22 protein-coding genes are annotated in these 24,632 nt (G+C 62.6%); 14 read left to right on the forward strand and 8 right to left on the reverse strand.

Annotated features, from left to right (window positions below; all coding sequences use genetic code 11):
* Positions 1 to 64 precede the first annotated feature (64 nt).
* Positions 65 to 427, reverse strand: coding sequence for a YkgJ family cysteine cluster protein (locus AC6I6U_RS11275; protein ID WP_497882020.1), 363 nt, complete (start codon positions 425 to 427; stop codon positions 65 to 67).
* A gap of 235 nt (positions 428 to 662) precedes the next feature.
* Here AC6I6U_RS11275 and AC6I6U_RS11280 point away from each other — a divergent pair, with 235 nt between their 5' ends.
* Positions 663 to 2,009, forward strand: coding sequence for a spinster family MFS transporter (locus tag AC6I6U_RS11280; protein WP_497882021.1), 1,347 nt, complete (start codon positions 663 to 665; stop codon positions 2,007 to 2,009).
* Positions 2,010 to 2,144: 135 nt separating this feature from the next.
* Here AC6I6U_RS11280 and rapA read toward each other — a convergent pair whose 3' ends face one another.
* Positions 2,145 to 4,991 carry an RNA polymerase-associated protein RapA gene (gene rapA, locus AC6I6U_RS11285; RefSeq protein ID WP_497882022.1) on the reverse strand — a complete coding sequence of 949 codons (2,847 nt, stop codon included), beginning with the start codon at positions 4,989 to 4,991 and terminating at the stop codon, positions 2,145 to 2,147.
* 240 nt (positions 4,992 to 5,231) lie between these two features.
* Here rapA and AC6I6U_RS11290 point away from each other — a divergent pair, with 240 nt between their 5' ends.
* Entirely contained in the window at positions 5,232 to 5,573 is a 342-nt protein-coding gene (locus tag AC6I6U_RS11290; RefSeq protein ID WP_497882023.1) for an aspartate-semialdehyde dehydrogenase, read from the forward strand.
* Here AC6I6U_RS11290 and AC6I6U_RS11295 read toward each other — a convergent pair.
* From AC6I6U_RS11295 to AC6I6U_RS11305, 3 genes are all read right to left on the reverse strand, one after another.
* Positions 5,543 to 6,778, reverse strand: a complete 1,236-nt coding sequence (locus tag AC6I6U_RS11295; RefSeq protein WP_497882024.1) for an aminotransferase class V-fold PLP-dependent enzyme — start codon at positions 6,776 to 6,778, stop codon at positions 5,543 to 5,545. The genes AC6I6U_RS11290 and AC6I6U_RS11295 overlap by 31 nt on opposite strands.
* On the reverse strand, positions 6,775 to 7,245 hold the full coding sequence (locus tag AC6I6U_RS11300; protein ID WP_497882025.1) for a RidA family protein: 471 nt from the start codon (positions 7,243 to 7,245) through the stop codon (positions 6,775 to 6,777). Before AC6I6U_RS11300 ends, AC6I6U_RS11295 begins: the two co-directional genes overlap by 4 nt.
* An 88-nt stretch (positions 7,246 to 7,333) precedes the next feature.
* Positions 7,334 to 8,212, reverse strand: coding sequence for a LysR substrate-binding domain-containing protein (locus AC6I6U_RS11305; RefSeq protein WP_497882026.1), 879 nt, complete (start codon positions 8,210 to 8,212; stop codon positions 7,334 to 7,336).
* 190 nt (positions 8,213 to 8,402) lie between these two features.
* On the opposite strand from AC6I6U_RS11305, the gene AC6I6U_RS11310 reads away from it, so the two are divergent.
* Together AC6I6U_RS11310 and ccoM are read left to right on the forward strand one after the other, a co-directional pair.
* On the forward strand, positions 8,403 to 8,564 hold the full coding sequence (locus AC6I6U_RS11310) for a hypothetical protein (protein ID WP_497882027.1): 162 nt from the start codon (positions 8,403 to 8,405) through the stop codon (positions 8,562 to 8,564).
* A 144-nt stretch (positions 8,565 to 8,708) separates the two neighbouring features.
* Positions 8,709 to 8,825 (forward strand): cytochrome c oxidase subunit CcoM, encoded by a 117-nt coding sequence (gene ccoM / locus AC6I6U_RS11315; protein ID WP_010449458.1) that lies wholly within the window; start codon positions 8,709 to 8,711, stop codon positions 8,823 to 8,825.
* Between the two features lie 970 nt (positions 8,826 to 9,795).
* Here ccoM and AC6I6U_RS11320 read toward each other — a convergent pair.
* Both AC6I6U_RS11320 and AC6I6U_RS11325 read right to left on the reverse strand, forming a co-directional pair.
* Positions 9,796 to 11,271 (reverse strand): inorganic phosphate transporter, encoded by a 1,476-nt coding sequence (locus tag AC6I6U_RS11320; RefSeq protein ID WP_497882028.1) that lies wholly within the window; start codon positions 11,269 to 11,271, stop codon positions 9,796 to 9,798.
* Between the two features lie 387 nt (positions 11,272 to 11,658).
* Positions 11,659 to 11,859, reverse strand: a complete 201-nt coding sequence (locus AC6I6U_RS11325; RefSeq protein ID WP_497882029.1) for a hypothetical protein — start codon at positions 11,857 to 11,859, stop codon at positions 11,659 to 11,661.
* 600 nt (positions 11,860 to 12,459) lie between these two features.
* On the opposite strand from AC6I6U_RS11325, the gene pcaR reads away from it, so the two are divergent.
* From pcaR to AC6I6U_RS11375, 10 genes are all read left to right on the forward strand, one after another.
* Entirely contained in the window at positions 12,460 to 13,302 is an 843-nt protein-coding gene (gene pcaR, locus AC6I6U_RS11330) for a pca regulon transcriptional regulator PcaR (RefSeq protein ID WP_497882030.1), read from the forward strand.
* A 298-nt stretch (positions 13,303 to 13,600) separates the two neighbouring features.
* Positions 13,601 to 14,947: a 4-hydroxybenzoate transporter PcaK gene (gene pcaK / locus AC6I6U_RS11335; protein ID WP_497882031.1), complete on the forward strand. Its 1,347-nt coding sequence runs from the start codon at positions 13,601 to 13,603 to the stop codon at positions 14,945 to 14,947.
* Positions 14,948 to 15,126: 179 nt separating this feature from the next.
* The gene (locus tag AC6I6U_RS11340) at positions 15,127 to 15,984 is read left to right on the forward strand and encodes a CoA transferase subunit A (RefSeq protein WP_497882032.1); all 858 of its coding nucleotides are present in this window, start codon (positions 15,127 to 15,129) and stop codon (positions 15,982 to 15,984) included.
* Complete coding sequence (locus AC6I6U_RS11345; protein ID WP_497883018.1) at positions 15,981 to 16,763, forward strand: CoA-transferase subunit beta; 783 nt, start codon at positions 15,981 to 15,983, stop codon at positions 16,761 to 16,763. Before AC6I6U_RS11340 ends, AC6I6U_RS11345 begins: the two co-directional genes overlap by 4 nt.
* On the forward strand, positions 16,760 to 17,965 hold the full coding sequence (gene pcaF / locus AC6I6U_RS11350) for a 3-oxoadipyl-CoA thiolase (RefSeq protein ID WP_497883019.1): 1,206 nt from the start codon (positions 16,760 to 16,762) through the stop codon (positions 17,963 to 17,965). Before AC6I6U_RS11345 ends, pcaF begins: the two co-directional genes overlap by 4 nt.
* Positions 17,966 to 18,136: 171 nt before the next feature.
* Complete coding sequence (locus tag AC6I6U_RS11355; protein ID WP_497882033.1) at positions 18,137 to 19,432, forward strand: MFS family transporter; 1,296 nt, start codon at positions 18,137 to 18,139, stop codon at positions 19,430 to 19,432.
* Between the two features lie 46 nt (positions 19,433 to 19,478).
* The gene (locus AC6I6U_RS11360) at positions 19,479 to 20,837 is read left to right on the forward strand and encodes a 3-carboxy-cis,cis-muconate cycloisomerase (RefSeq protein WP_497882034.1); all 1,359 of its coding nucleotides are present in this window, start codon (positions 19,479 to 19,481) and stop codon (positions 20,835 to 20,837) included.
* An 11-nt stretch (positions 20,838 to 20,848) separates the two neighbouring features.
* Positions 20,849 to 21,643 carry a 3-oxoadipate enol-lactonase gene (gene pcaD / locus AC6I6U_RS11365; RefSeq protein ID WP_497882035.1) on the forward strand — a complete coding sequence of 265 codons (795 nt, stop codon included), beginning with the start codon at positions 20,849 to 20,851 and terminating at the stop codon, positions 21,641 to 21,643.
* A gap of 11 nt (positions 21,644 to 21,654) precedes the next feature.
* A complete protein-coding gene (gene pcaC / locus AC6I6U_RS11370; RefSeq protein WP_497882036.1) occupies positions 21,655 to 22,047 on the forward strand; it encodes a 4-carboxymuconolactone decarboxylase in 393 nt (130 codons plus the stop codon).
* 269 nt (positions 22,048 to 22,316) lie between these two features.
* Complete coding sequence (locus AC6I6U_RS11375; RefSeq protein WP_497882037.1) at positions 22,317 to 23,216, forward strand: polysaccharide deacetylase family protein; 900 nt, start codon at positions 22,317 to 22,319, stop codon at positions 23,214 to 23,216.
* A 1-nt stretch (position 23,217) separates the two neighbouring features.
* Here AC6I6U_RS11375 and AC6I6U_RS11380 read toward each other — a convergent pair whose 3' ends face one another.
* Positions 23,218 to 24,480: an OprD family porin gene (locus tag AC6I6U_RS11380; RefSeq protein ID WP_497882038.1), complete on the reverse strand. Its 1,263-nt coding sequence runs from the start codon at positions 24,478 to 24,480 to the stop codon at positions 23,218 to 23,220.
* Positions 24,481 to 24,632: the final 152 nt, after the last annotated feature.

The raw sequence follows: 24,632 nt of genomic DNA on the forward strand, positions 1-24,632 counted from the left end.
TATAGAGGCTCGTCTGGAGACGGGAGCTCTAATGGCAGAGTACTCCCAATGATTTGGCGATGAGCTAAATAGCGATTGGTACTAAGCCCGGTTCAGGCTCCAGGGGCGGCAGGCCGAAGGCGGCACGGGCCGCATCGCAGCGTTCGTTGGGTTCGCCGTTTTCCCAGGCGGCATCGAATTCACGGCAGGGGCTGGAGCGCTCGTTGTAGATCGAGCAACTGACTCCGCTGCCGACTTCCCCTTCCAGGGCGGTGCAGCGAGGTTTTTTCCCTTCGGTACCGATCATGGCCACCCGGCTTGGGCTGATCTGGCTGACCAGTTCGTCGGGCACCAGGCCGCCGCCCGACACGCACTCTCCCCAATAGAACGAGACACGGAAATACGAACAGCAGGCACCGCAATTCAGACACGGATTAGCATCAGACATGGAGGGTCAACGGAGAAAGAAGGTAGGGAGGGAGTTTGGCACTATTCTAGGCTTCGGCCAGCGCTTTGTAAGGGGGGGTTACAAGTATTTTTACGGGGCTCGATAGAGCCTCCATTGCCCGGTATCAGCGCCGCGAATGGTGGCAGACAGGTGATATCAGTCTGACTAGATTGAGGGGGCAGGACCCTCGACGTCCTGGCATTGAAGCCCAATAACAATAAAGAGACGGACCCCCATGCAGAACTCGACCCAAGCGGCGAATGCCTGGCGCATTCTGTTCCTGTTGTTCCTTGCCAACCTGTTCAACTTCTTCGACCGGACCATCCCGGCGATCATCATCGAACCGATCCGCATGGAGTGGCATCTCAGCGATTTCCAGATCGGTCTCATCGGCACCGCGTTCACCATCGTCTATGCCATCGCCGGCCTGCCGCTGGGGCGCATGGCCGACAATGGCTCGCGCAGCAAGCTGATGGGCTGGGGGCTGGCGGTATGGAGCGGACTGACGGCGATCAACGGTCTGGTAGGCAGTTTCTGGGGGTTCCTGCTGGTACGCATGGGCGTTGGCGTCGGCGAAGCCAGCTATGCGCCTGCGGCCAACTCGCTGATCGGCGACCTGTTCCCGGCCCACCGGCGAGCGCGGGCCATGGGCATCTTCATGCTCGGCCTGCCCCTGGGGTTGTTGCTGGCGTTCTTCACCATCGGCGCGATGGTCAAGGCGTTCGACAGCTGGCGGGCGCCGTTTTTCATCGCCGCAGTGCCGGGGCTGGTGCTGGCGCTGTTCATGTTCTTCATCAAGGAGCCCAAGCGTGGTGCCGCGGAAACCGTACAGGTGGCCCAGGTGCGGATCGAGCGTCCGGTGCGTCGCCTGCTGGCAATCCCGACCTTTCTCTGGCTGGTACTGGCGGGGCTGACCTTCAATTTCGCCACCTACGCCTGCAACTCCTTCCTGGTGCCAATGCTGCAGCGCTATTTCCAGATGCCGTTGCAGGAAGCGGCAGTGGCCACCGGGGTGATCGTCGGCCTGACCGGGCTGGTCGGGTTGACCTTGGGTGGCTGGGTGGCGGACAAGATTCACCAGCGCATCGCCAATGGCCGTCTATTGTTCGCCGCTGCGAGCCTGGTGGTTTCGACCCTGGCCACCGCCTGGGCGCTGCATGCCGGGCGGATCGAGATCGGCGTGTTCGTGGCGGTGTTCAGCGTTGGCTGGCTGTTTGCCTACAACTTCTACACCTGCGTCTATACCGCGATCCAGGATGTGGTCGAGCCGCGGCTGCGGGCAATGGCGATGGCGGTGTATTTCGCCGGGCTGTATCTGCTCGGTGGTGGCTTGGGGCCGGTGGTGGTCGGTTTGCTGTCTGATCATTTCGCCCATGCGGCGATGCTGGCGGCGGGCGCGCAGGAAATGACCGAGGCGTTCAAGGCCGTCGGACTGCATGACGCGATGTATCTGATTCCTGGGGCGTTGTTGCTGACGCTGTTGTTCCTGTTCCAGGCAGCGCGTTGCTTCAGTCGGGATGCGGCGCGGATGCGCGAGGGGATGGAGCAGGATCAGGCAAGCGGAGCGCCTGTCACGGCTTGAAGGCCGGCTGGCTCCCACATTGTCTGTATTGAACACAAACCTTGTGGGCAACCCGAGCCCTGTGGGAGCCGGATTTATCCGCGAAGAGGCCCTTGAGCCCCACGCGATTCCCGCCCCCCACAGCGCATAGTCAGATCAACCGGCGACCAGCACCCGAATCGCTTCCAGGCGCAGCGCCGCTTTCTCCAGCATCGCCAGGCCATCTTCCCGCTGCTTGCGCAGCGCGACCAGCTCACTGTCGCGCACGCTCGGGTTGACCGCCTGCAACGCGGTCAGGCGCGCCAGTTCTTCATCGGTGTCCGCCGCCAGGCGACGCTGCGCTTCGGCCACGCGCTCGGCGTGACGTGGCGCGATCTTGGTTTCACCGGCGTTGATCTTCGGTGCCAGGCTGTCGCGCTGGGCCTGGATGAACTTGTTGGCGCTGGCCTTGGGTACGCTTTCCAACTGGTCATTCAGGGTTTCGAAGGCGACGCGTGGCGACAGGTCGTTGCCATTGGCGTCCAGCAGGCAACGCAGCGCGGCCGGCGGCAGGTAGCGGCCCAGTTGCAGCGAGCGCGGTGCGACCACTTCGCTGACATACAACAGTTCCAGCAGCACGGTACCCGGCTTGAGTGCCTTGTTCTTGATCAGCGCCACGGCGGTGTTGCCCATCGAACCGGACAGCACCAGGTCCATGCCGCCCTGGACCATCGGGTGCTCCCAGGTGATGAACTGCATGTCTTCGCGTGACAGTGCCTGGTTGCGGTCGTAGGTGATGGTCACGCCTTCGTCGTCACCCAGCGGGAAGCTGGCGTCAAGCATCTTCTCGCTTGGCTTGAGGATCAGGGCGTTTTCCGAATGGTCCTCGCTGTCGATGCCGAAGGCGTCGAACAGGGTTTCCATGTAGATCGGCAGGGCGAACTGGTCGTCCTGTTCAAGGATCGCCTCGACCAGCGCCTCGCCTTCACCAGCACCGCCGGAGTTGAGTTCGAGCAGGCGGTCGCGACCGGTGTGCAGTTCGGCTTCCAGGCGCTCGCGCTCGGCACGGGCTTCGTCCACCAGCTTCTGCCACTCGCCATCGTCGCCACCCTCGAGCAGCGGCAGCAGGCGCGGGCCGAACTGATGCTGCAGGGCGTTGCCGGTCGGGCAAGTGTTGAGGAAGGCATTCAGCGCTTCGTGGTACCACTGGAACAGGCGTTCCTGCGGGCTGGTTTCCAGGTACGGTACATGCAGCTCGATCACGTGCTTCTGGCCGATCCGGTCCAGACGGCCGATCCGCTGTTCCAGCAGGTCAGGGTGCGCCGGCAGGTCGAACATCACCAGGTGATGGGCGAACTGGAAGTTGCGACCTTCACTGCCGATTTCCGAGCAGATCAGCACCTGGGCGCCGAATTCCTCGTCGGCGAAGTAGGCGGCTGCGCGGTCACGCTCGAGGATGTTCATGCCTTCGTGGAAGACCGTGGCCGGAATACCGGAGCGCACGCGCAGGGCGTCCTCCAGGTCCATGGCGGTTTCCGCGTGGGCGCAGATCACCAGCACCTTGGTGCGCTTGAGCATCTTCAACTGGTCGATCAGCCACTCGACCCGTGGGTCGAAACGCCACCAGCGCTCTTCGTCGCCGTCCTCGGCCTGGGCCTGGAAGCTGACTTCCGGGTACAGCTCGGCGTGTTCGCCCAGCGGCAGCTCCATGTATTCGTCCGGGTTCTGCAGCGGGTAGGCGTGCAGTTTGCGTTCCGGGAAACCCTGCACGGCGGCGCGGGTGTTGCGGAACAGCACGCGGCCGGTGCCGTGGCGGTCGAGCAGCTCGCGCACCAGGCGGGCGCTGGCTTCGGCGTCGCCGTCATTGACCGCGGTGAGCAGGGCCTCACCCTCGTTGCCGAGGAAACCCTTGATGGTCTTGTGCGCGGCTGGGGACAGGCGGCCCTTTTCGAGCAGTTCCTGTACCGCTTCGGCCACCGGGCGATAGTTTTCGCTTTCGGCGCGGAAGGCGGCCAGGTCGTGGAAACGGTTCGGGTCGAGCAGGCGCAGGCGGGCGAAGTGGCTGTCCTGGCCCAGTTGTTCCGGGGTGGCGGTCAGCAGCAGGACGCCGGGAATGGTCTCGGCCAGTTGTTCGACCAAGGTGTATTCCGGGCTGGCCTTGTCTTCATGCCAGACCAGGTGATGGGCTTCATCGACCACCATCAGGTCCCAGCCGGCGGCGAACAGCGCATCCTGGGCCTTCTCGTCCTCGACCAGCCACTCCAGGGCCACCAGGGCCAACTGGGTGTCTTCGAACGGGTTGCTGGCATCGCTCTCGATGAAACGCTCGGCATCGAACAGCGCGACCTGCAGGTTGAAGCGCCGGCGCATTTCCACCAGCCACTGGTGCTGGAGGTTTTCCGGGACCAGGATCAGCACGCGGCTGGCACGGCCGGACAGCAGTTGGCGGTGGATCACCAGGCCGGCCTCGATGGTCTTGCCCAGGCCCACTTCGTCGGCCAGCAGTACGCGGGGCGCGATTCGATCGGCGACTTCACGGGCGATGTGCAACTGGTGCGCGATAGGTTGCGCACGGGCGCCGCCCAGGCCCCAGAGCGAGGACTGCAGCTGGCGGCTGGTGTGTTCCAGGGTGTGGTAGCGCAGCGAGAACCACGACAGCGGGTCGATCTGCCCGGCGAACAGACGGTCGCTGGCCAGGCGGAACTGGATGAAGTTCGACAGCTGGGTTTCCGGCAGCGTGACGGGTTCGTTCTGCGCGTTGAGCCCGTGGTAGACCAGCAGGCCGTCGACATCATCGACTTCGCGCACGGTCATCTTCCACCCTTCGAAATGGGTGATGCTGTCCCCCGGCGAGAATCGCACGCGGGTCAGGGGCGCATTCCTTAGCGCGTACTGGCGAGTGTCGCCAGTGGCCGGATAGAGCACGGTCAACAAGCGGCCATCCTGTGCCAGAACGGTGCCCAAACCCAGCTCGGCTTCGCTGTCACTGATCCAGCGTTGCCCCGGTTGATACTGCTGCGCCATGCTGCCTGACTCCCGCCTTGAAAAAGCCGACTATCTTAACGGAATCGATGCTTGCAGGCCAAAGGCTCTTGATCGAAAGGGCTGATTTCCAGAAAGGCATTGACCCAGGTTAACGGTAGCCCAGGGTGACGTTCGTCGGGGCGAATTGCACCATCAAGCGATAACCGGGTCACAGTTTCGCGACTGACGGCTCAAGTCACCCGGGTGACAGCCGACAGCCTGCGAAGAGGAGAACCAATCATGTTGCCACCGATGCTACCCCTGAGTGTCGTGCCGGTCACGTCACAGCAGGACCCGATCCGACCGCGACCGGATATACCGCCTGTCGTGCCGGTGCAGGAAAGCTCCAACGAAAGCACGATCGACCTGCAGAAACGCGACCCCGAAGAGGCCGCGTGGCAGTTGCGCGAGGAACAGCGACGCCAGCAGGAACAACAGCAGCGCCGGCGCGAGGCCGAGGACGATCCGGAGCGCCACCTGGCGGTGCCGGGCGATGAGCTGAACGCCGACAACACCGTCCCGGTGGTCGCGTTGATGGAAGAGCAGCCGCGTCAGGGGCTGCTGGTCGACGTCGAGGTCTGACGGGGCTCCCGGGCCAATTGGCCGAGGGTCTCGAGCAGTTGCTCGATTTCTTGCGCGGTGTTGAGATAGCTCACCGCGATCCGCGCCACCGCCTGCAGGTCGCGGGCCTGCATGTCCTGGGGCGTATAGGCGGTACCGTTGGCGCCTATGTTGATATGGTCTTCGGCCAGCCGCTGTTTCAGCGCAAAGACATCCCATCCCTCCAGGGTGAACGCAATCAATCCGGACTGTTGTCCTGGCGAGCCCAGGTCTTGTAGCTCCAGGCCGGGGATCTTGCGCAGCCCATTGCGCAATTTTGCCGCCAAGTTCTGGATTCTGTCGTGAATACGCGCAATCCCCAGCTGGTTGGCCTCCGTCAAGGCATTGGCCAGGCCCGCCATCAGCACCAGCGAGCGTTCGCTGGTTTCGAAGCGCCGGGCGTCGTTGCGCAGGGCGAATCCGTGCTCATCCCAGGGGGCCGACATTACATCGAGCTGGCGTGGTGCCAGTTGTTCGAGAAAACCCTCGCGGACATACAGCAGTGCAGTGCCTCGCGGTCCACGGAGATACTTGCGGGCGGCGCCCTTGAGCACGTCGCAGGCCAAGGCCTGGACGTCACACGGTAGCTGTCCGAGGGCCTGGCCGGCGTCGATGAAGTAGGTGATGCCGTGGCGTCGGGCCACCTGGCCGATGGCCTCGGCCGGATTTACCAGGCCGCCGTTGGCTGGCAGCCAGGTCAGGGCGATCAGGCGGACGCGGCTGTCGATCATTTGCTCCAGGGACGCGACCGATACCGCACCGGTTTCATCGCAGGGGATCACCTCAAGGCGTGCGCCGGCCTTTACCGCTTCTGCCATGCAGGCCAGATTGCCGGCCCATTCATGGCGTCCGACCAGGATCCGGTCACCGCTACGCCAGGGACCCAGCGCCGCGAAGGCCTGGCCCCAGGCAGCGGAACCACTGCTGGCGAAGGCGATGTTGCGGGCTTCGGTGTTGAGAAGCTCGGCGGCGGCTTGTCGGGCTTGGTCCTCCAACTGCGCACCCTGGACACCGGCCTCCATCGGGCCAAGGCTCGCTTCGCGTTGCAGTTGCGCGATCATCGCGTCCAGGGTGGCCTGGCTGGGCAGGGAGGCGCCAGCGTGATTGAAGTGAATGACCTGCGAGCAGCCGGGTGTCGCGGCACGAAGTCCAGTGATTTCATTCTCTGACCAATCGTCGACGCTCATGGCTGCAACTCGAAAATTGCATCGATTTCCACTGCGACCCCGTTGGGCAGGCTGGACACGCCGACGGCGGTGCGGGCGTGGCGACCTTTTTCGCCCAGCGCGTTGACCAGCAGGTTGGACGCGCCATTGGCGACGACGCCCTGGCGTTGAAAGTCCGGGCTGGCGACCACGAAGACCCCGAGACGGACGATGCGCACCAGTCTCGACAAGTCGTCATCAATGGCTTGTCCCAATTGCGCCAGCAGGCCGAGGGCCGCCAGCTCTGCGGCACTGGCACCTTCCGCGTCGTCCAGGGTGTCGCCGAGGCGGCCGATGTAGGCGGGTTTGCCGTCTTGCAGCGGGATCTGTCCGGAGATGAACAGTTGATTGTGGCTGGTCACGTGATTCACGTAGTTGGCGATGGGCTGGCTCGGCTGCGGCAGGCTCAGGCCCAGTTGGCTGATGCGTTCGGACAGGGAATTGCTCATGCTGAAACCTCCGGGAAGAAGGTTTCAGCATGCTCGGCGGGTCATTGCCCGACAAACGGATAGATTCAATCTGACGTATCTGATTGGCTCATGCGTCTGCGCGGGCGCATTGTTCGGTTAGCCAGGCACAGAAGCATTCCGCTTCCGGCGTAAGCGTGGCATTGGGCCTGATCAGCCAGTAGCCGATCTCGCCTTCATACGGCGTGGTGTCGAAGGCGGGCACCAGCGAGCCGTCCTTGAGCCGACGGTCGATCAGGCGCTGGCGGCCCATGGCGATACCCTGGCCGGCAATGGCGGCTTCGACCACGATGTTGTAATCGTGGAGCATCGCCGTGGGGTAGGGCTGCAGATCGAAGTGATGGTACCGGGCCCAGTCGGTCCATTCGAAGGGCTGCCGGGCCTGGGCCATCAGCAACGGGCCCGGTCCGCCCGTGCGAGCCTTGAAATCCGGGCTGCAGACGGGGAGCAGGCGTTCAGTCATCAAGCGCCGGGCATCGACGTCCGGCCAGCCGCCCTTGCCGTAGCGGATAGCGAGATCGACCTGATCGCCGGCAACGTCTGCGAGCTGGATCGAGGGTTCCAGCGCGACCTGTATGTGTGGGTGGCGGGTAATGAAGTCGGTCAGGCGCGGTGCCAGCCAGAGGGTGGCGAAGGAGGCGAGCAGGCCGATCCGCACTATCCGTGGTGAGGTCGGGGCACGAAGTTGGCGGCTGGCTTCGGCGATCTGTTCCAGGGCCGGGCGGATCTGCTGGTAATAGCGGCTGCCGGCGTCGCTCAGGTCGATGGCGCGGGTGCGGCGGATGAACAGGCGCTGGTCCAGGTGCTGTTCGAGCTTGTGGATCTGGTGGCTCACTGCGCTCTGGCTGACGGACAGCTCGTCGGCGGCCTTGATGAAGCTCAAGTGGCGGGCGACCGATTCAAAGGCGCGCAGGGCCATCAGGGGCGGGAGGTCCTTGGGCAATGTCACGTCAATGATCCTTGGCGGCCAGGCGAGGTGGATGATTTTGCGCGTAAACCGGCGTTGCGCACAGGTCTTGATGGGGTATTGGTGAATTCCCGGCTGGTCAGCGCCGGCGCTTGCCCGCATTATTGGGCTATTGCCTGGGCTGGGGAACGGCCCAGGCTGAATTCGACCGATAGTGATGCAGTGACCGACCATGAGCCAAGACGACAAGTTGATCGACCTGAATGCCGAGCGTGCCAAGCGTGTCCATGACTTGAACGAGAAGCGCCTGAATGAGGTGCGCCAGGCCTTCGAGCAGGCGATGCCGTTGGGCAAGGCCAAGAAAAAGCCGAAGAAAAAGCCGAAAAAGCGCTGATATCTGCGCTGAAACTTGATGCAAGTCAGTTAATTTCCTTTCCCCGCGCCCGGTTCCGGGCGGCATTGACGCCGGTCAATTTTCCTCCGCGCCCATTTGGGTAACTTAGGCACATCGCAACAGGGCGAGTGCAGGAGGCCAGTCATGTTTTTCGATAACGTGGTAATTGCCGGAGTGCTGACGGTTGGCCTCATGGTGGTGTTCCTCGGCGGATTTGGATTTTTTATCTGGAAAGACTCACATAAGAGGAAGAAACCTTAGGTCTTTTCAGGGAACGAGCACGCAAGGCATTTTGGGCGACTTCGGTTGCCCTTTTTTTTGTCTCGCGTTTTTTCGGGGGGGCTGTTATTGAGTGTACATATCCGTTTGCGTGTTTCACTGATGTAGTGGTTTCGCCCCTTACGGGCGAGTTCCTTTTGGCAAACACCCCAAAAGGAACCAAAAACGCTTGCCCCTCCATTCGGCCCCTCGCCTCGGCGAAGGGTTCCTTCGCTCCGGTCCCGTTTCGAGAGCACGCCGTGACGGGCCATCCATGGCCCAACACGGCTCGCCCGGCTTCCCTGCCGGGCGTCTCTCGAAACAGAACCTGCACTCAGCCTGCTGGGCGGGGCAGGTAGGTCAAAAGCAAGATCAAAAGCCAAAGCCAGATCAAAAGCAAAAGGTCGGGGACAGATCACTGATCTGGTTTGTGTGGTGTTTTTGCGGGCCCATTCGCGGGCAAGCCCGGCTCCTACAGTTTTATGTCGTATAGACACTCCGTGTACGCCCTATCCCTGTAGGAGCCGGGCTTGCCCGCGAATGGGCCATTGGAATCCCCGGAAACAATCCAGGCTTTCTGCGATAGCTGTTTCAGCGCCTTTGCTTTGGCTTTTGATCTTCCGGCCCCTTCCAGCAGGCCGAATGGAGCCCTTGTGTAGTGGGGAACTCGGCATGGATGCCGAGTTAGCGCTGTACGGGCATGGATGCCCGTTCGGCGCGACCCACGGAGCGAGGGTGGAATGAGGGGACCCTCGCGTAGCGAGGGCCAATGGAGGGGCAGCGTTTTTTGGTTACTTTTTTTGGCGTTTGAAAAAAAAGTAACTCGCCCGTAAGGGGCGAAACCAATACATCAATTAAACGCATAAACGGATATGTACACATACCCCAATATTAAACACCAACATTAAACATCAAGACGAAAAAAAAGGTGCCCCCAAAGGTGCACCTTGATTTTCAGATCAAAGCAGTCAAATCAACTGCCAATGATCTTCGAGGCAATCCAGAACAAACCTGCGGACAACCCAACGGTCGCCGGCAAAGTCAGTACCCAAGCCAACAGAATGGTCTTGATTGTACTGCTCTGCAGCCCGCTCTTGTTCGCCAACATGGTCCCCGCCACACCCGACGACAACACATGAGTCGTCGAAACCGGCAACGCGAAGATATTCGCCAGGCCAATCATCCCGGCTGTGGTGATCTGGGCCGACATGCCCTGGGCATAGGTCATGCCCTGCTTGCCGATCTTCTCGCCAATGGTCAGGACCACGCGTTTCCAGCCGACCATGGTGCCCAGGCCAAGGGCCAGGGCCACTGCCAGGATCACCCAGAACGGTGCGTATTCGGTGGTCGCGGTCAGGTCCTTGCGCAGCTTGTCGAGGTCCGCCTTCTCCCGCGCATCCAGGCCCGGCAGCTTGCCGACCTTCTTCGCGGTGTCATCCAGACAGAGCAGGTAGCGACGGACTTCGATACGCTTTTCAGGCGCCAGCGAATGGTAGTCGTTCACGCCCTTGAGATTGTTCAGCAAGGCCGCGATGGTCGGTTCGGTCTGCTGCGGGTTGCAGCTGAACTTGCCGGGCAGGTCATCCTGCGCGCTCTTGCCCAGGGCCAGGAACTCGCTCAGGGTAGCGTTGTTGCGCTGGTAGAACTGGCTCAGGTGCAACGTGGCGTCACGGGTACGCTCGATCTGGTAGGTGGTGGTGCTCAGGTCGAGCACGAACTGCGCCGGCACGATACCGATCAACACCAGCATGATCAGGCCGATACCTTTCTGACCATCGTTGGAGCCGTGCACGAAGCTGACGGCCATGGCCGAAACCACCAGCACCAGGCGATTCCAGAATGGCGGGTGCTTCTTGTCGTCGAGCTTGCGGCGCTGTTCCGGGGTCTTGTGCATCTTGGACAGCGGACGCCACCACTTCAGCCCTACCAGGATCAGGCCCGCGACCAACATGCCGGCGAGCGGCGAGAATACCAGCGAGGCGCCGATATCGATCGCTTTCTGCCAGTTGACCCCATCACCCAGCGGAATGTCGTTGAGCAGGGCATTGGCCAGGCCTACACCGAGGATCGAACCGATCAGGGTATGGGAACTTGAAGCCGGGATACCGAAGTACCAGGTGCCCAGGTTCCAGGTGATGGCCGCAGCCAGCAGCGAGAACACCATGGCCAGGCCATGACCGGTGTTGACGTTGATCAGCAGCTCCACCGGCAACAGGTGGACGATGGCATAGGCGACGCCGACCCCGCCGAGCAGTACCCCGAAGAAATTGAATACACCGGAAAAGAACACCGCGAGCTGGGGCGGCATGGCTTTGGTGTAGATAACTGTAGCCACCGCGTTAGCGGTGTCATGAAAGCCGTTGATGAACTCGAAGCTGAGGACAAAGGCCAGTGCGAGCACCAGGCTCACCAGGACCCAGGCATCCAGTCCGCTGAATAAATCGATCATGTAGGTTTTCTGACCCGGTCATAAGGGGGCGCGATTATGCCAGAAAAGCCCGCTAATCGATGCACTAGCTGCCCATCGGTAACATTCTTCAATGAAAAAAAATGTAGGAATCCCTCAAAACCCAGACTTTTCGGGGGTATGGCAAGCTTCTGATTTCATTGGAAATGCTCGGAATGCATGAGGTTTTGGTGTCAAGCCCTACGGCCGAAACAGCGGTATGAAATTTCTGCGTGAGGACCTGCCAGGCGTCAATCAGTCCGCTGGATGGAGCGGATACCCGGGCTCGTCGCGGATAGCGCAGGCCGCAGGCGCCCAGGGAACCTGGAAAGATCCGGATAGGATGAACCGGCTGCCTCGGGCAAGTCTCACAAAACGCGACACCGTAGCCTAGGACTCCTGGGGCTTGAGTTCCTGTTCCATCTTTTGCAGTTCCTGGGTAAAGGCCTGGTCCAGAAGGCTGGCTCGCTTGCGCCAGGGTTTGCGTTCCGGTTCGGGTTGGGCGGCGTAGGTGGTGACTGCCCCGCCGTAAACATCCTTGTAACGTTGTTCCTGGCGCTCAAGTTCCGCGCGCAGTTCGTCTTTCGTCACAGTGTTACCTAATTGAATTGAATTGAATGGTTTTCGGTTTCGACAAGCACCACCGCGCGCAATGGACATGCATCTCAGGGCGAAGCCCAGGCTCTCGTCGTTACCACAGCATCGGGCGGTGCTGGAAACGTATGAGGAGTATAGCGGTGGTGTTGGGCAATATTACCGCGAAGAGGGGACAGTTCGTCAACTTTGTCCAAGGAGTTTAAGGCGTAGGAGTTGTTAACTGTAAGTTGAGGACTTGAGAAAGTGCTGACTGTTTTTTGGCGGTGAATTATCGCTGGAAGTTGCTATCGGCGCGAGTTGGCCAAATAGTGCCTGTTCCATAAATAAGTGTGTATCGGTAGTGATACAGAAGAGGAGGGGAGAACGGCCTTACTTCGTGGGTAAGGCCGTGCCGGTGAGTTCCCCGGTGGGTACCTGACCAGTATGCCGGGAATCGCAGAGCGGCAAGGCAACGTTATAAGCCTCGTCGTCACGTTGGTCAATTGCGATTATCGGCCGTCTGTTCGATAATCGCACAATGTACCGCCCGGCTGGCTTGTTTCTCGGGCGGTAGCAGCCTGTAATAGCGGCTGACCGCGTGAACAAGGACCTGGAATGAACGACCCACTGCGCACCGCCTTCAATTCCGTAGCACCGCCCATCGTTGCCTCGCCCGCCAAGCGGATCCAGGCCTTTACCGGTGATCCGGATTTCATGACTTCGCTCGCCCGCGGGCTAGCCGTGGTGCAGGCGTTCCAGGAGCGCAAGCGACACCTGACCATCGCGCAGATCAGTCACCGCACGGAAATTCCCCGCGCTGCGGTGCGGCGCTGCCTGCATACGCTGATCAAGCTCGGCTATGCCACCACCGACGGGCGCACCTATTCACTACTGCCCAAGGTACTCACCCTGGGGCATGCCTACCTGTCCTCGACGCCCCTGGCGGTTTCTGCCCAGCCCTATCTGGACCGCATGAGCGAGCAGCTTCACGAAGCCTGCAACATGGCGACGCTGGAAGGTGACGACATTCTCTATATCGCTCGCTCGGCCACACCCCAGAAGCTGATCTCGGTCGATTTGTCGGTGGGTGGACGCTTGCCGGCCTACTGCACCTCGATGGGCCGGATTCTCCTGGCTGCGCTGGACGACGCGTCACTGCATGAGTATCTCGAGCATGCCGACCTACAGGCCAAGACCAGCCGTACCCTGCATACTCCTGAAGCACTGCTGGAATGCCTGCAACAGGTGCGCAGCCAGGGTTGGTGCATCGTCGACCAGGAACTGGAGCAGGGCCTGCGCTCGATTGCCGTGCCGGTCTACGATGCTTCTGGCCAGGTGCTTGCCGCCCTGAACGTCAGCACCCACGCCGGCAGTGTCAGCCGCAGTGAGTTGGAGCAGCGTTTCCTGCCGAATATGCTCGCCGCCAGCCGCGACCTGAGCGCCCAGTTGTTCGCCTGACCGGCCACCCGGCGGGCGAAGCTGTTCGATAACCGCCCAATTACGCGTTTATCGAATTGCGCCTTTCGATGCTGCTGATTAATGTCGCGGCAGCGTCCTGAGTTGATGAGCCTGCAAGGCTCGCGTCGGGGACGCCCTGATAATAATGAAGAGGCCAAACCGCCATGAGCATCTCCGCCGATACCTCTCCCGCGCGCCTGTCGTCCTGACACGGCCCGCCTGATCCAACCTGTTTCATCCAACGTCGCCGGCCCGGTCGGCGCCTGTTCGTCTGCGCGCTTGTGTGGAAATAAAAATAATGAACCAACCTCAATCCGCTGTCGGTCACTGCCTCGATGTGCAGTCCCTCATCAATAGCCAACCGCTGTCGCGCTACCAGTGGCGGGTGGTGATTCTCTGTTTCCTGATCGTTTTCCTCGATGGCCTGGACACCGCGGCCATGGGTTTCATCGCACCGGCGTTGTCCCAGGACTGGGGGATCGACCGCGCCAGCCTGGGGCCGGTGATGAGCGCGGCGCTGATCGGCATGGTCTTCGGCGCACTCGGCTCGGGCCCGCTGGCAGACCGTTTCGGGCGCAAGGTGGTGCTGGTGGGGGCGGTTCTGCTGTTTGGCGCCTTCAGCCTGGCCTCGGCCTACAGCAGCAACGTCGACCAGTTGCTGGTGCTGCGTTTCCTCACCGGCCTGGGATTGGGCGCGGGCATGCCGAATGCCACGACGCTGCTGTCGGAATACACCCCCGAGCGACACAAGTCGCTGCTGGTGACCAGCATGTTCTGCGGTTTCAACCTGGGCATGGCCGGTGGCGGTTTTGTTTCGGCCAAGCTGATTCCGGCTTTTGGCTGGCATAGCCTGCTGATGATCGGCGGATTGCTGCCGCTGTTGCTGGTGGTGATCCTGCTCGTCTGGTTGCCGGAGTCGGCCCGCTACCTGGTGGTACGCAACCGCGGCACGGACAAGGTGCGCAAGGCCCTGGCGCCGATCGCGCCGCAGCAGGTGGCGGCAGCGGCGAGCTTCAGCGTGCCGGAGCAGAAAACGGTCAAGGCGCGCAATGTGTTGGCGGTGATCTTCTCCGGTACCTACAGCGCCGGCACCCTGCTGCTGTGGCTGACCTATTTCATGGGCCTGGTGATCGTCTACCTGCTGACCAGCTGGCTGCCGACGCTGATGCGCGACAGCGGCGCGAGCCTGGAGCAGGCCGCTTTCATCGGCGCGCTGTTCCAGTTCGGCGGCGTCCTGAGCGCGGTCGGGGTCGGCTGGGCAATGGACCGGTTCAACCCGCACAAGGTCATCGGCATCTTCTATCTGCTGGCCGGGATCTTTGCCTACGCGGTTGGCCAGAGCCTCGGTCATATCGCCCTGCTGGGGACCCTGGTGCTGGCGGCGGGCATGTGCGTGAACGGTGCGCAGTCGGCGATGCCGTCGTTGGCGGCTCGCTTCTATCCGACCCAGGGCCGGGCCACGGGCGTGTCGTGGATGCTCGGGATCGGCCGCTTTGGCGCGATTCTCGGCGCCTGGATGGGCGCTACGCTGTTGGGCATGGGTTGGAACTTCGAGCAGGTGCTGACCGTGCTGGTGGTTCCTGCGGCGTTGGCCACGGCGGGCGTGTTGATCAAGGGCCGGGTCAGTCACGCGGATGCCACCTGAGCCGGGCGGGTAGGAGGCGAGGGTTTGATAGCCTGCAAACAATGAGTTCGATTATCGAACACATAATCGATTATCGGATTGTTTGCAGGTCGAGCGCCAGCTTAATCTGGCTCCACTCCGGCGCTGACCTCGCGCCTTTTTCTTCCAAGCTGGCTTGTTGAAACCGGGAGTCTGTATCCATGGCTGAAATCCTTTCGCTGCATGAAGCGGTGAAGCAGTTCGTCAACGACGGGGATACCGTCGCGCTCGAAGGCTTCACCCATTTGATTCCGACTGCGGCGGGTCATGAAATCATTCGTCAAGGCAAGAAAGACCTGACGCTGGTGCGGATGACCCCCGACCTGATCTACGACCAGTTGATTGGTGCCGGTTGTGCCCGCAAGCTGGTGTTTTCCTGGGGTGGCAACCCTGGCGTCGGTTCCCTGCATCGCCTGCGCGATGCGGTCGAGAAGCATTGGCCGCACTCGCTGGAAATCGAGGAACACAGTCACGCCGACCTGGCCAACGCCTACGTCGCCGGTGCCTCCGGCCTGCCATTCGCGGTGCTGCGGGCCTACGCCGGCTCCGACCTGCCGAAGGTCAATCCGCTGATCAAGAGCGTGACCTGCCCGTTCACGGGTGAAGTGCTGGCGGCGGTGCCTTCGGTACGTCCCGATGTCACGGTGATCCATGCGCAGAAGGCCGACCGCAAGGGCAACGTGCTGCTCTGGGGCATTCTCGGGGTGCAGAAGGAAGCGGCCCTGGCCGCCAGGCGTTGCATCGTCACGGTCGAGGAGATCGTCGATGACCTCCAGGCACCGATGAATGCCTGCGTGTTGCCGACCTGGGCCTTGAGCGCCGTCTGCCATGTGCCCGGCGGGGCCCACCCGTCCTATGCCCACGGCTACAGCGAGCGCGACAACCGTTTCTACCAGGCCTGGGACCCGATTGCCCGCGACCGCGAAAGCTTCACCGCCTGGATCGCCGAATACATCCATGGCACGGCGGACTTCGCCGAGTTCCGGGCCAAGCTGGCCCAAGCCTCGGAGGCAAAATAATGACCTACACCACCAATGAAATGATGACCGTTGCCGCCGCCCGCCGTCTGAAGAACGGTTCGGTCTGTTTCGTCGGCATCGGCCTGCCGTCCAAGGCGGCCAACCTGGCGCGGCTGACGTCCTCGCCGGACGTGGTGCTGATCTACGAATCCGGCCCGATCGGCGCCAAGCCCAGCGTATTGCCGCTGTCCATCGGCGACGGTGAGCTGGCGGAAACCGCCGATACCGTGGTACCGACCGGCGAGATCTTCCGCTACTGGCTGCAGGGCGGGCGTATCGACGTCGGCTTCCTCGGCGCGGCCCAGGTCGACCGCTTCGGCAACATCAACACTACGGTGGTCGGTGACTATTTCTCGCCGAAGGTTCGCTTGCCAGGAGCTGGCGGCGCGCCGGAGATCGCCGGTTCGGCGAAGAGCGTGCTGATCATCCTCAAGCAGTCGGCACGTTCCTTCGTCGACAAGCTGGACTTCGTCACTTCGGTCGGTCACGGCGAAGGTGGTGACTCCCGCCAGCGCCTCGGCCTGCCGGGCGCAGGTCCGGTGGGGATCATCACCGACCTGTGCATCATGGAACCCGAAGCCGGTACCAACGAGTTCGTCGTTACCTCGCTGCATCCGGGGGTGACCCGCGAGCAGGTGGTGGCCGCCACTGGCTGGCCGGTCCGCTTTGCCGAGCAGGTTGCCAGCACCAGCGAGCCGACCGACGTCGAGCTCAGTGCCCTGCGTGACCTCGAGGCCCGCACCGCTGAAGCCCATGGCCAAGCTCCTGGAGAAGCCTGATGCGCGAAGTCTTCATCTGTGATGCCGTTCGTACCCCCATTGGCCGTTTCGGCGGTGGCCTGGCCGGGGTACGCGCCGACGACCTGGCGGCGGTGCCGATCAAGGCACTGCTGGAGCGCAACCCGTCGGTGAACTGGAGTGAGGTCGACGAGGTGTTTCTCGGCTGCGCCAACCAGGCCGGCGAAGACAACCGCAACGTTGCGCGCATGGCGCTGTTGCTGGCCGGCCTGCCGGAGAGCGTTCCTGGCGTGACGCTCAACCGTCTTTGTGCCTCGGGCATGGAGGCGATTGGCAATGCCTTTCGCGCCATTGCCAGCGGCGAGATGGAGCTGGCAATCGCCGGTGGCGTCGAGTCGATGTCCCGTGCGCCGTTTGTCATGGGCAAGGCCGAGGCGGCGTTTTCCCGCAACATGAAACTGGAAGACACTACCATCGGCTGGCGCTTCATCAACCCGCTGATGAAGGCGAAGTACGGGGTCGATGCGATGCCGCAGACCGCCGACAACGTCGCCGACGACTACCAGGTGTCCCGCGCCGACCAGGACGCGTTCGCCCTGCGTAGCCAGCAGCGTACCGCTGCGGCCCAGGCCGCCGGTTTCTTCGCCGAGGAGATCGTGCCGGTGCGTATCGTCCAGAAAAAAGGCGAGACGTTGGTCGAGCAGGATGAGCATCCGCGTGCCGATACCACCCTGGAGGCACTGGCGAAACTCAAGCCGGTCAACGGTCCCGACAAGACCGTTACCGCCGGCAACGCCTCGGGTGTCAACGATGGGGCAGCGGCGCTGATCCTGGCCTCCGCCGACGCGGTGAAGAAGCATGGCCTGACCGCGCGGGCGCGGGTACTCGGCATGGCCAGCGCCGGTGTGGCGCCGCGAGTCATGGGCATCGGCCCGGTACCGGCGGTGCGCAAGCTGACCGAGCGCCTCGGGTTGGCTGTCAGCGATTTCGATGTCATCGAACTCAATGAAGCCTTCGCCAGCCAGGGCCTGGCGGTGCTGCGCGAGCTGGGGATTGCCGACGACGCAGCCCAGGTCAATCCGAATGGCGGCGCCATTGCCCTCGGCCATCCCCTGGGCATGAGCGGTGCGCGGCTGGTGCTGACTGCGCTGCACCATCTGGAGAAGACTGGCGGCCGCAAGGGGCTGGCTACCATGTGCGTGGGCGTCGGCCAGGGCCTGGCCCTGGCGATCGAGCGGGTCTGACCCGCCTTGTGGGAGCCGGCTTGCTGGCGATCGATAGGCTGCGGTACCTCTGCCACACCGCATTGTCCTGATCGCCAGCAAGCCGGCTCCTACAAAGGTCTGGTGTGCAGGGGAACAGGTCTATTGCAAAGTATGTCTAGACTGCAACTTCCCTTTTACGAGTGAATGAACATGACAACAACAACGACGCCGTACACCGGTGAGGAACGCAGCAAAAGGATCTTTGCAATCGTCGGTGCTTCTTCCGGCAATCTGGTCGAATGGTTCGACTTTTATGTGTATGCCTTCTGTGCCATCTATTTCGCCCCAGCCTTTTTCCCTTCCGATGACCCGACGGTGCAACTGCTCAACACCGCTGGCGTCTTCGCTGCCGGCTTCCTGATGCGCCCGATCGGCGGCTGGTTGTTCGGCCGGGTGGCCGACAAGCACGGGCGCAAGAATTCGATGATGATCTCGGTGCTGATGATGTGCGCCGGCTCGCTGGTCATCGCCTTCCTGCCGACCTACGCCAGCATCGGCGCCTGGGCGCCGGCGCTGCTGTTGGTGGCGCGGCTGTTCCAGGGCCTGTCGGTGGGCGGTGAGTACGGCACCACCGCGACCTACATGAGTGAAGTTGCGCTGCGTGGCCAGCGTGGTTTCTTCGCCTCGTTCCAGTACGTGACCCTGATCGGCGGCCAACTGTTGGCCGTGCTGGTGGTGGTGATCCTGCAGCAGTTCCTCACCGAACCCGAGCTCAAGGCCTGGGGCTGGCGCATCCCGTTCGTGGTGGGGGCCATCGCTGCGGTGATTTCGTTGCTGCTGCGTCGCTCGCTGAAGGAAACCACCAGCAAGGAAACCCGCGAGGACAAGGACGCCGGCAGCATGCGTGCGCTGTTCCGCGACCACAAGGCGGCTTTCCTTACCGTACTTGGCTACACCGCCGGTGGCTCGCTGATTTTCTACACCTTCACCACCTACATGCAGAAGTACCTGGTGAACACTGCCGGGATGAGTGCCAAGACCGCCAGCTTCGTGATGACCGGCGCACTGTTCCTCTACATGTGCCTGCAGCCGGTGTTCGGCATGCTCTCGGACAAGATCGGCCGGCGCAACTCGATGCTCTGGTTCGGCGCATTGGGCGCGCTGTGCACGGTGCCGATCCTGCTGGCCCTGAAGACTGTCACCAGCCCGTTCCTGGCCTTCGTGCTGATCAGCCTGGCGCTGGCGATCGTCAGCTTCTATACCTCGATCAGTGGCCTGGTGAAGGCCGAGATGTTCCCGGTCCAGGTGCGGGCGCTTGGCGTGGGCCTGGCCTACGCAGTGGCCAACGCGGTGTTTGGTGGTTCGGCGGAGTATGTGGCGCTGAACCTGAAGTCGGCCGGAATGGAAAACGCCTTCTACTGGTATGTGACCGTGATGATGGTGGTCGCCTTCCTGTTCAGCCTGCGCCTGCCGAAACAGGCAGCGTACCTGCACCACGATCATTGATCGAACTGCGCGCCCCCGGCGGGCGCGCCCTTACCAGGGATTTCCCATGCAACGACCGAGCAATCAACTGTTCGATGCCTACTTTATCGCCCGTGACATGGCCCAGGTGTTTTCCGACCAGGGCCGGGTCCAGGCGATGCTCGACTTCGAGGCCGCGCTGGCCCGGGCCCAGGCGCGGGTCGGGCTGATTCCCCAGGCGGCGGTCGCGCCGATTGCCGCGGCATGCCAGGCCGGGCTTTACGATTTCGGCGCACTCGGCGAGGCGATCGCCACGGCCGGCAATTCGGCGATCCCGTTGGTCAAGGCCCTGGGCAAGCAGATCGCTGCGGTCGATGCCGGTGCCGAGCGTTATGTACACCTGGGCGCTACCAGCCAGGACGTCATGGATTCCGGCCTGGTGCTGCAATTGCGCAGTGCCTGGCAACTGATCGATACCGACCTGCAGCGTCTGGGCGAAGTCCTGGCGGCCCAGGCCCAGCGTCATGCGGCCACGCCACTGGCCGGGCGGACCTGGTTGCAACAGGCGACGCCGGTTACCCTCGGCATGAAGATCGCCGGCTGGCTGGGGGCGGTCACCCGTCACCGTCAGCGCCTGCGTGAACTGCAACCGCGATTGCTGTGCCTGCAGTTTGGCGGTGCCTCGGGCACCCTGGCGGCCCTTGGTGAACAGGCGATGCCGGTGGCCGAGGCGCTGGCCGAGGAACTGCAGCTCGATCTCGCGGAGCAGCCCTGGCACACCCATCGTGACCGCCTGGTGGAATTCGGATCCGTGCTCGGCCTGATCGCCGGCAGCCTGGGCAAGCTGGGGCGCGATATCAGCTTGCTGATGCAGACCGAGGCGGCGGAAGTGTTCGAGCCGTCGGCGCCGGGCAAGGGTGGTTCCTCGACCATGCCGCACAAGCGCAATCCGGTGGGTGCCGCCGTGCTGATCGGCGCCTCGACGCGGGTTCCAGGCCTGCTCTCGACGCTGTTCAGCGCCATGCCCCAGGAGCACGAGCGCAGCCTTGGCCTGTGGCACGCCGAGTGGGAGACGTTGCCGGAGATCTGCCGGCTGGTCTCCGGCGCGCTGCACCAGGCGTTGATCGTCGCCGAAGGCCTGGAGGTCGACCCGGCGCGGATGCTGCGCAACCTCGACCTGACCCGTGGCCTGTTGTTGGCGGAGGCGGTGAGCATCGTCCTCGCCCAGCGCCTGGGCCGTGATGCCGCCCACCATCTGCTGGAGCAGTGTTGCCTGCGCGCGGTTGCCGAACAGCGGCACCTGCGGGCGGTGTTGGGCGATGAACCGCAAGTGACCGCGCAACTGTCCGCGCAAGAATTGGACCGCTTGCTCGATCCGGCCAATTACCTCGGCCAGGCGCGTACCTGGGTCGAGCGTGCGGTGGCCGAGCATCGGGCTTTTACCTGAAGGAGATTGTCGTGGCTTTTGTACAACTGGCTGAAGGCGAACTGCACTACCGCTTCGATGGTCCGCAAGAGGCACCGGTACTGGTGCTCTCCAACTCCCTGGGCACTGACCTTGGCATGTGGGACACCCAGATCCCGGCGTTCGCCGAGCACTTTCGGGTGTTGCGCTACGACACCCGTGGTCACGGCCGTTCGCTGGTGAGCGAGGGGCCCTACAGTATCGAGCAACTGGGGCACGACGTGCTGGCCTTGCTCGATGCGCTGGATATTGGCCGTGCGCATTTCTGTGGCTTGTCCATGGGCGGCCTGATCGGCCAGTGGCTGGGTATCCATGCCGGCCCGCGCTTGAACAAGCTGATCGTGTGCAACACGGCGGCGAAGATTGGCGACCCGACCATGTGGAACCCGCGCATCGAAACTGTACTGCGCGACGGTGCGGCGGCCATGGCTGCGTTGCGTGACGGGGCGATCGCCCGCTGGTTCACCCCCGAGTTCTCCGCTGCACAGCCGCGGCAAGTCAAGCCGATCACCGACATGCTTGCCGCCACCTCGCCGCAGGGCTATGCGGCCAACTGCGCGGCGGTACGTGATGCCGATTTTCGCGAGCAGCTCGGCGCGATCCGGGCACCGTTGCTGGTGATCGCCGGCCGCGAGGATGCGGTGACGCCCCCGGCGGGCGGCCTGTTCATCCAGCAGCACGTCAAGGGCGCCGAGTACGCCGAATTCCATGCCGCCCACCTGTCGAACGTGCAGGCGGGCGATGCTTTCAGCCAGCGCGTGCTGGATTTCCTGCTGGACCGGGTTTGAGGAGATTGTCCGTGGACGAGAAACAACGTTATGCCGAGGGAATGCAGGTGCGTCGTGCGGTACTGGGCGATGCCCATGTCGACCGCAGCCTGAACAACCTCACCGAGTTCAATTCGGAATTCCAGGAAATGATCACTCGCCATGCCTGGGGCGATATCTGGACCCGTCCGGGGTTGCCACGGCACACTCGCAGCCTGATCACCATTGCGATGCTGATCGGCATGAACCGCAACGAGGAACTCAAGCTGCACCTGCGCGCGGCAGCCAGCAACGGCGTGACCCGCGAAGAGATCAAGGAAGTGCTGATGCAGAGCGCGATCTACTGCGGCATCCCGGCGGCCAATGCGACATTCCACCTGGCGGAGTCGGTGTGGGACGAACTGGGCGTGGAGTCGCGCCAGTAGACAGGTCGTTGAGCGTTCCCTCGCCAGGGAACGCTCCAGTGTTGCAGGCTGTTCTCATTCGTCTGAAAAAACACCGCCCGCTTCGGAACGCTTTGCCTTTGCGATAATCTGACAGCAACGATGGCCCCTCTTGCGTGACGGCGGAGGGCAGGGACGTTGCGCCATTCTGTCAGTAAGATGCGCACTCAAGTTCCCATTCCGTTCTGCATGACGATGGCTTGATTACATCTTGGTTCTGCAATTGTCGTGACCTGGACCAGGCCAACCTCATGAAATCGCTTCTAACTTCTTTTTTGGTGCTTGCGCTCGCCACAAGCCTGGCTGGCTGTATCGGCCCGCCGATACCCTTGAGCCCCGGCACCGAGCAGGCCCTGCGCACGCAGCCGCCGATCCGCTTTCTGCTGACCTTCGATGACGGGCCCAGTGCGTCGAGTTTCTACAACCCGACCGCCTCGGTACTCGATGACCTGGCCCATAACCCGATCCAGCCGGGCATCAAGGCGCTGTTCTTCGTCCAGACCGGTGCGCCGCGGGCCGGCAACAGCGACATCGGCCGGGCGCTGATGCGCCGTGAGCATGCCGAGGGGCATATTCTCGGTTTTCATACCGCAGGCCATTGGCACACCAATCATCGCTCGTTGAATCCAGAGGAGCTGGAGCAATCGCTGAACGACGGCAGTGCCGCCATCGCCGCGATCACCGGGGCACCGCCGACCCTGCTGCGCCCGCCATTCTGGAACTATGACAAGCGTACCTTCGCTGCCTACCAGCGGCATGGCTTGCATGTGTTGCTGACGGATCTCAGTGCCAACGATGGCAAGGTCTGGGGAATCACGGCGAGCCCGCAGCGCCGGGCCAACCTGCTCAAGCACCTGGCCGAGGTGCGCGAGCAGATCGCCCGGGGCGAGATGCCGGTGGTCGATGGAGTGATTCCGGTGGTGGTGACCTTTCACGACCTCAACCGCTACACCGCGCGGCATCTGCAGGAGTACCTGCAGATCCTGATGGACTGCGCGAAGGAAACCGGTGTGCGGACGGCCGAGCAGCCGTTCTACACCGATCGTCCGGCTTTGTTGCGGGCGGCGCTGGCCCGAACGGTACCGAGCAGCGCAGTGGCTGTGCACCTGCCCGGGCTCTGGAACTGGTGGTGGGACAGCGACTCACACTGACTTACAGTAACGAAATCGGATAGCTGATGATCAGGCGATTCTCGTCGAACTCATTGGTGCTGTAGTCCCTGCGCATACTCGAGTTGCGCCAGCGCAGGCTCAGATCTCGCAAGGTGCCGCTCTGGATGGTGTAGGCCAGCTCCGACTCACGGCCCCATTCCTTGCCGTCGGTAATCGCGCCGACGTGCACATTGCTACCGCTGATGTAGCGGTTCATCAGGGTCAACCCCGCAATTCCCAGGGCGGCGAAGTTGTAGTCATGACGCAACTGCCAGGATTTTTCCTGGGCGTTGTCGTAGCTGCTGTTGTAGCTGTCGTTGGCCAGGGTCCCGCCGCTGGTGCCGTTGACGCGCATCCAGGCACTGTCGCCGGTGAGCTTCTGCAGGCCGACGTAGAAGGTGCTGCCGCCGTACTTGGCCGAGAACATGCCCGACCAGGTCCTGTTCTCCAGGCCGCCGGCCAGCGCGTTGCCATCTTCCTTGCCGTAGAAGAAACCGAGGTTGGCACCCAGGGTCCAGTCGCCCAGGGGCTGGCTGTGCACCAGGTTGACGTATTGCTGGCGATAGATGTCTTTCAATTGCGCGTTCCAGATGCCGATCATCGTGCGCTTGTCGTTGAAGGTGTATTCGCCGCCAGCGAAGTTGAAGCGGTCGGAGGTGGCGGTGGCCTTACCCTGCATGTACATGTCGGTCATGCTCGAATCGTTGCGCGGGCTGTTCTTCTGGAACTGGCCGCCGTAGAGGGTCAGGCCGTCGATTTCCTTCGAGGTGACCTGGCCGCCGCGGAACGTCTGTGGCAGCGAGCGACCATCGTCGGAGCGCAGGATCGGCAGCACCGGCATCCACTCGCCGACCTTCAGTTCGGTCCTGGAGATTTTTGCCTTGAACGCCACGCCGAGGCGACCGAAGTTGTCGGCCGGGCGACCGTCGCGGTCCAGCGGTAAAAGCTGCGTGCCGCCGGTGCCCTTGCCGCCATCGAGCTTCTGCGAATAGGTGCCGAGCACATCCACGCCGAAACCGACAGTACCCTGGGTGAAGCCGGATTTGGCGTCGAGGATGAAGTTTTGCGTCCATTCCTCGGCCTTGTCCTGGGGGTAGGCCGGGTTGGTGAAGTTGCGGTTGATGTAGAAGTTGCGCAGGTTCAGGTTGGCGCTGGCGTCTTCCACAAAGCCATGCTCCTCGGCCATGGCCGGCAGGGCCGCACTGGTCATGGCGAGTGTCAGCAGGGCGCGGAAGGAACGGTTGCTCGTGTTCAGTGGCTTCATGGATCGGTCTCTCTAATTGTTAGGGATGCAACGGGGCACAGCCGCAACCTGGAGTTGCAGACAAGGGATTCGTGCAGGGGGAACGAGCGGAAGCGATCAGCCGCTGGGAGCAGGGCGTCGGGACATGGCGGATGAACCTGTTGTTATTGGTC

The sequence above is a fragment of the Pseudomonas sp. UTLPPB19802 genome (genome assembly GCF_059730225.1).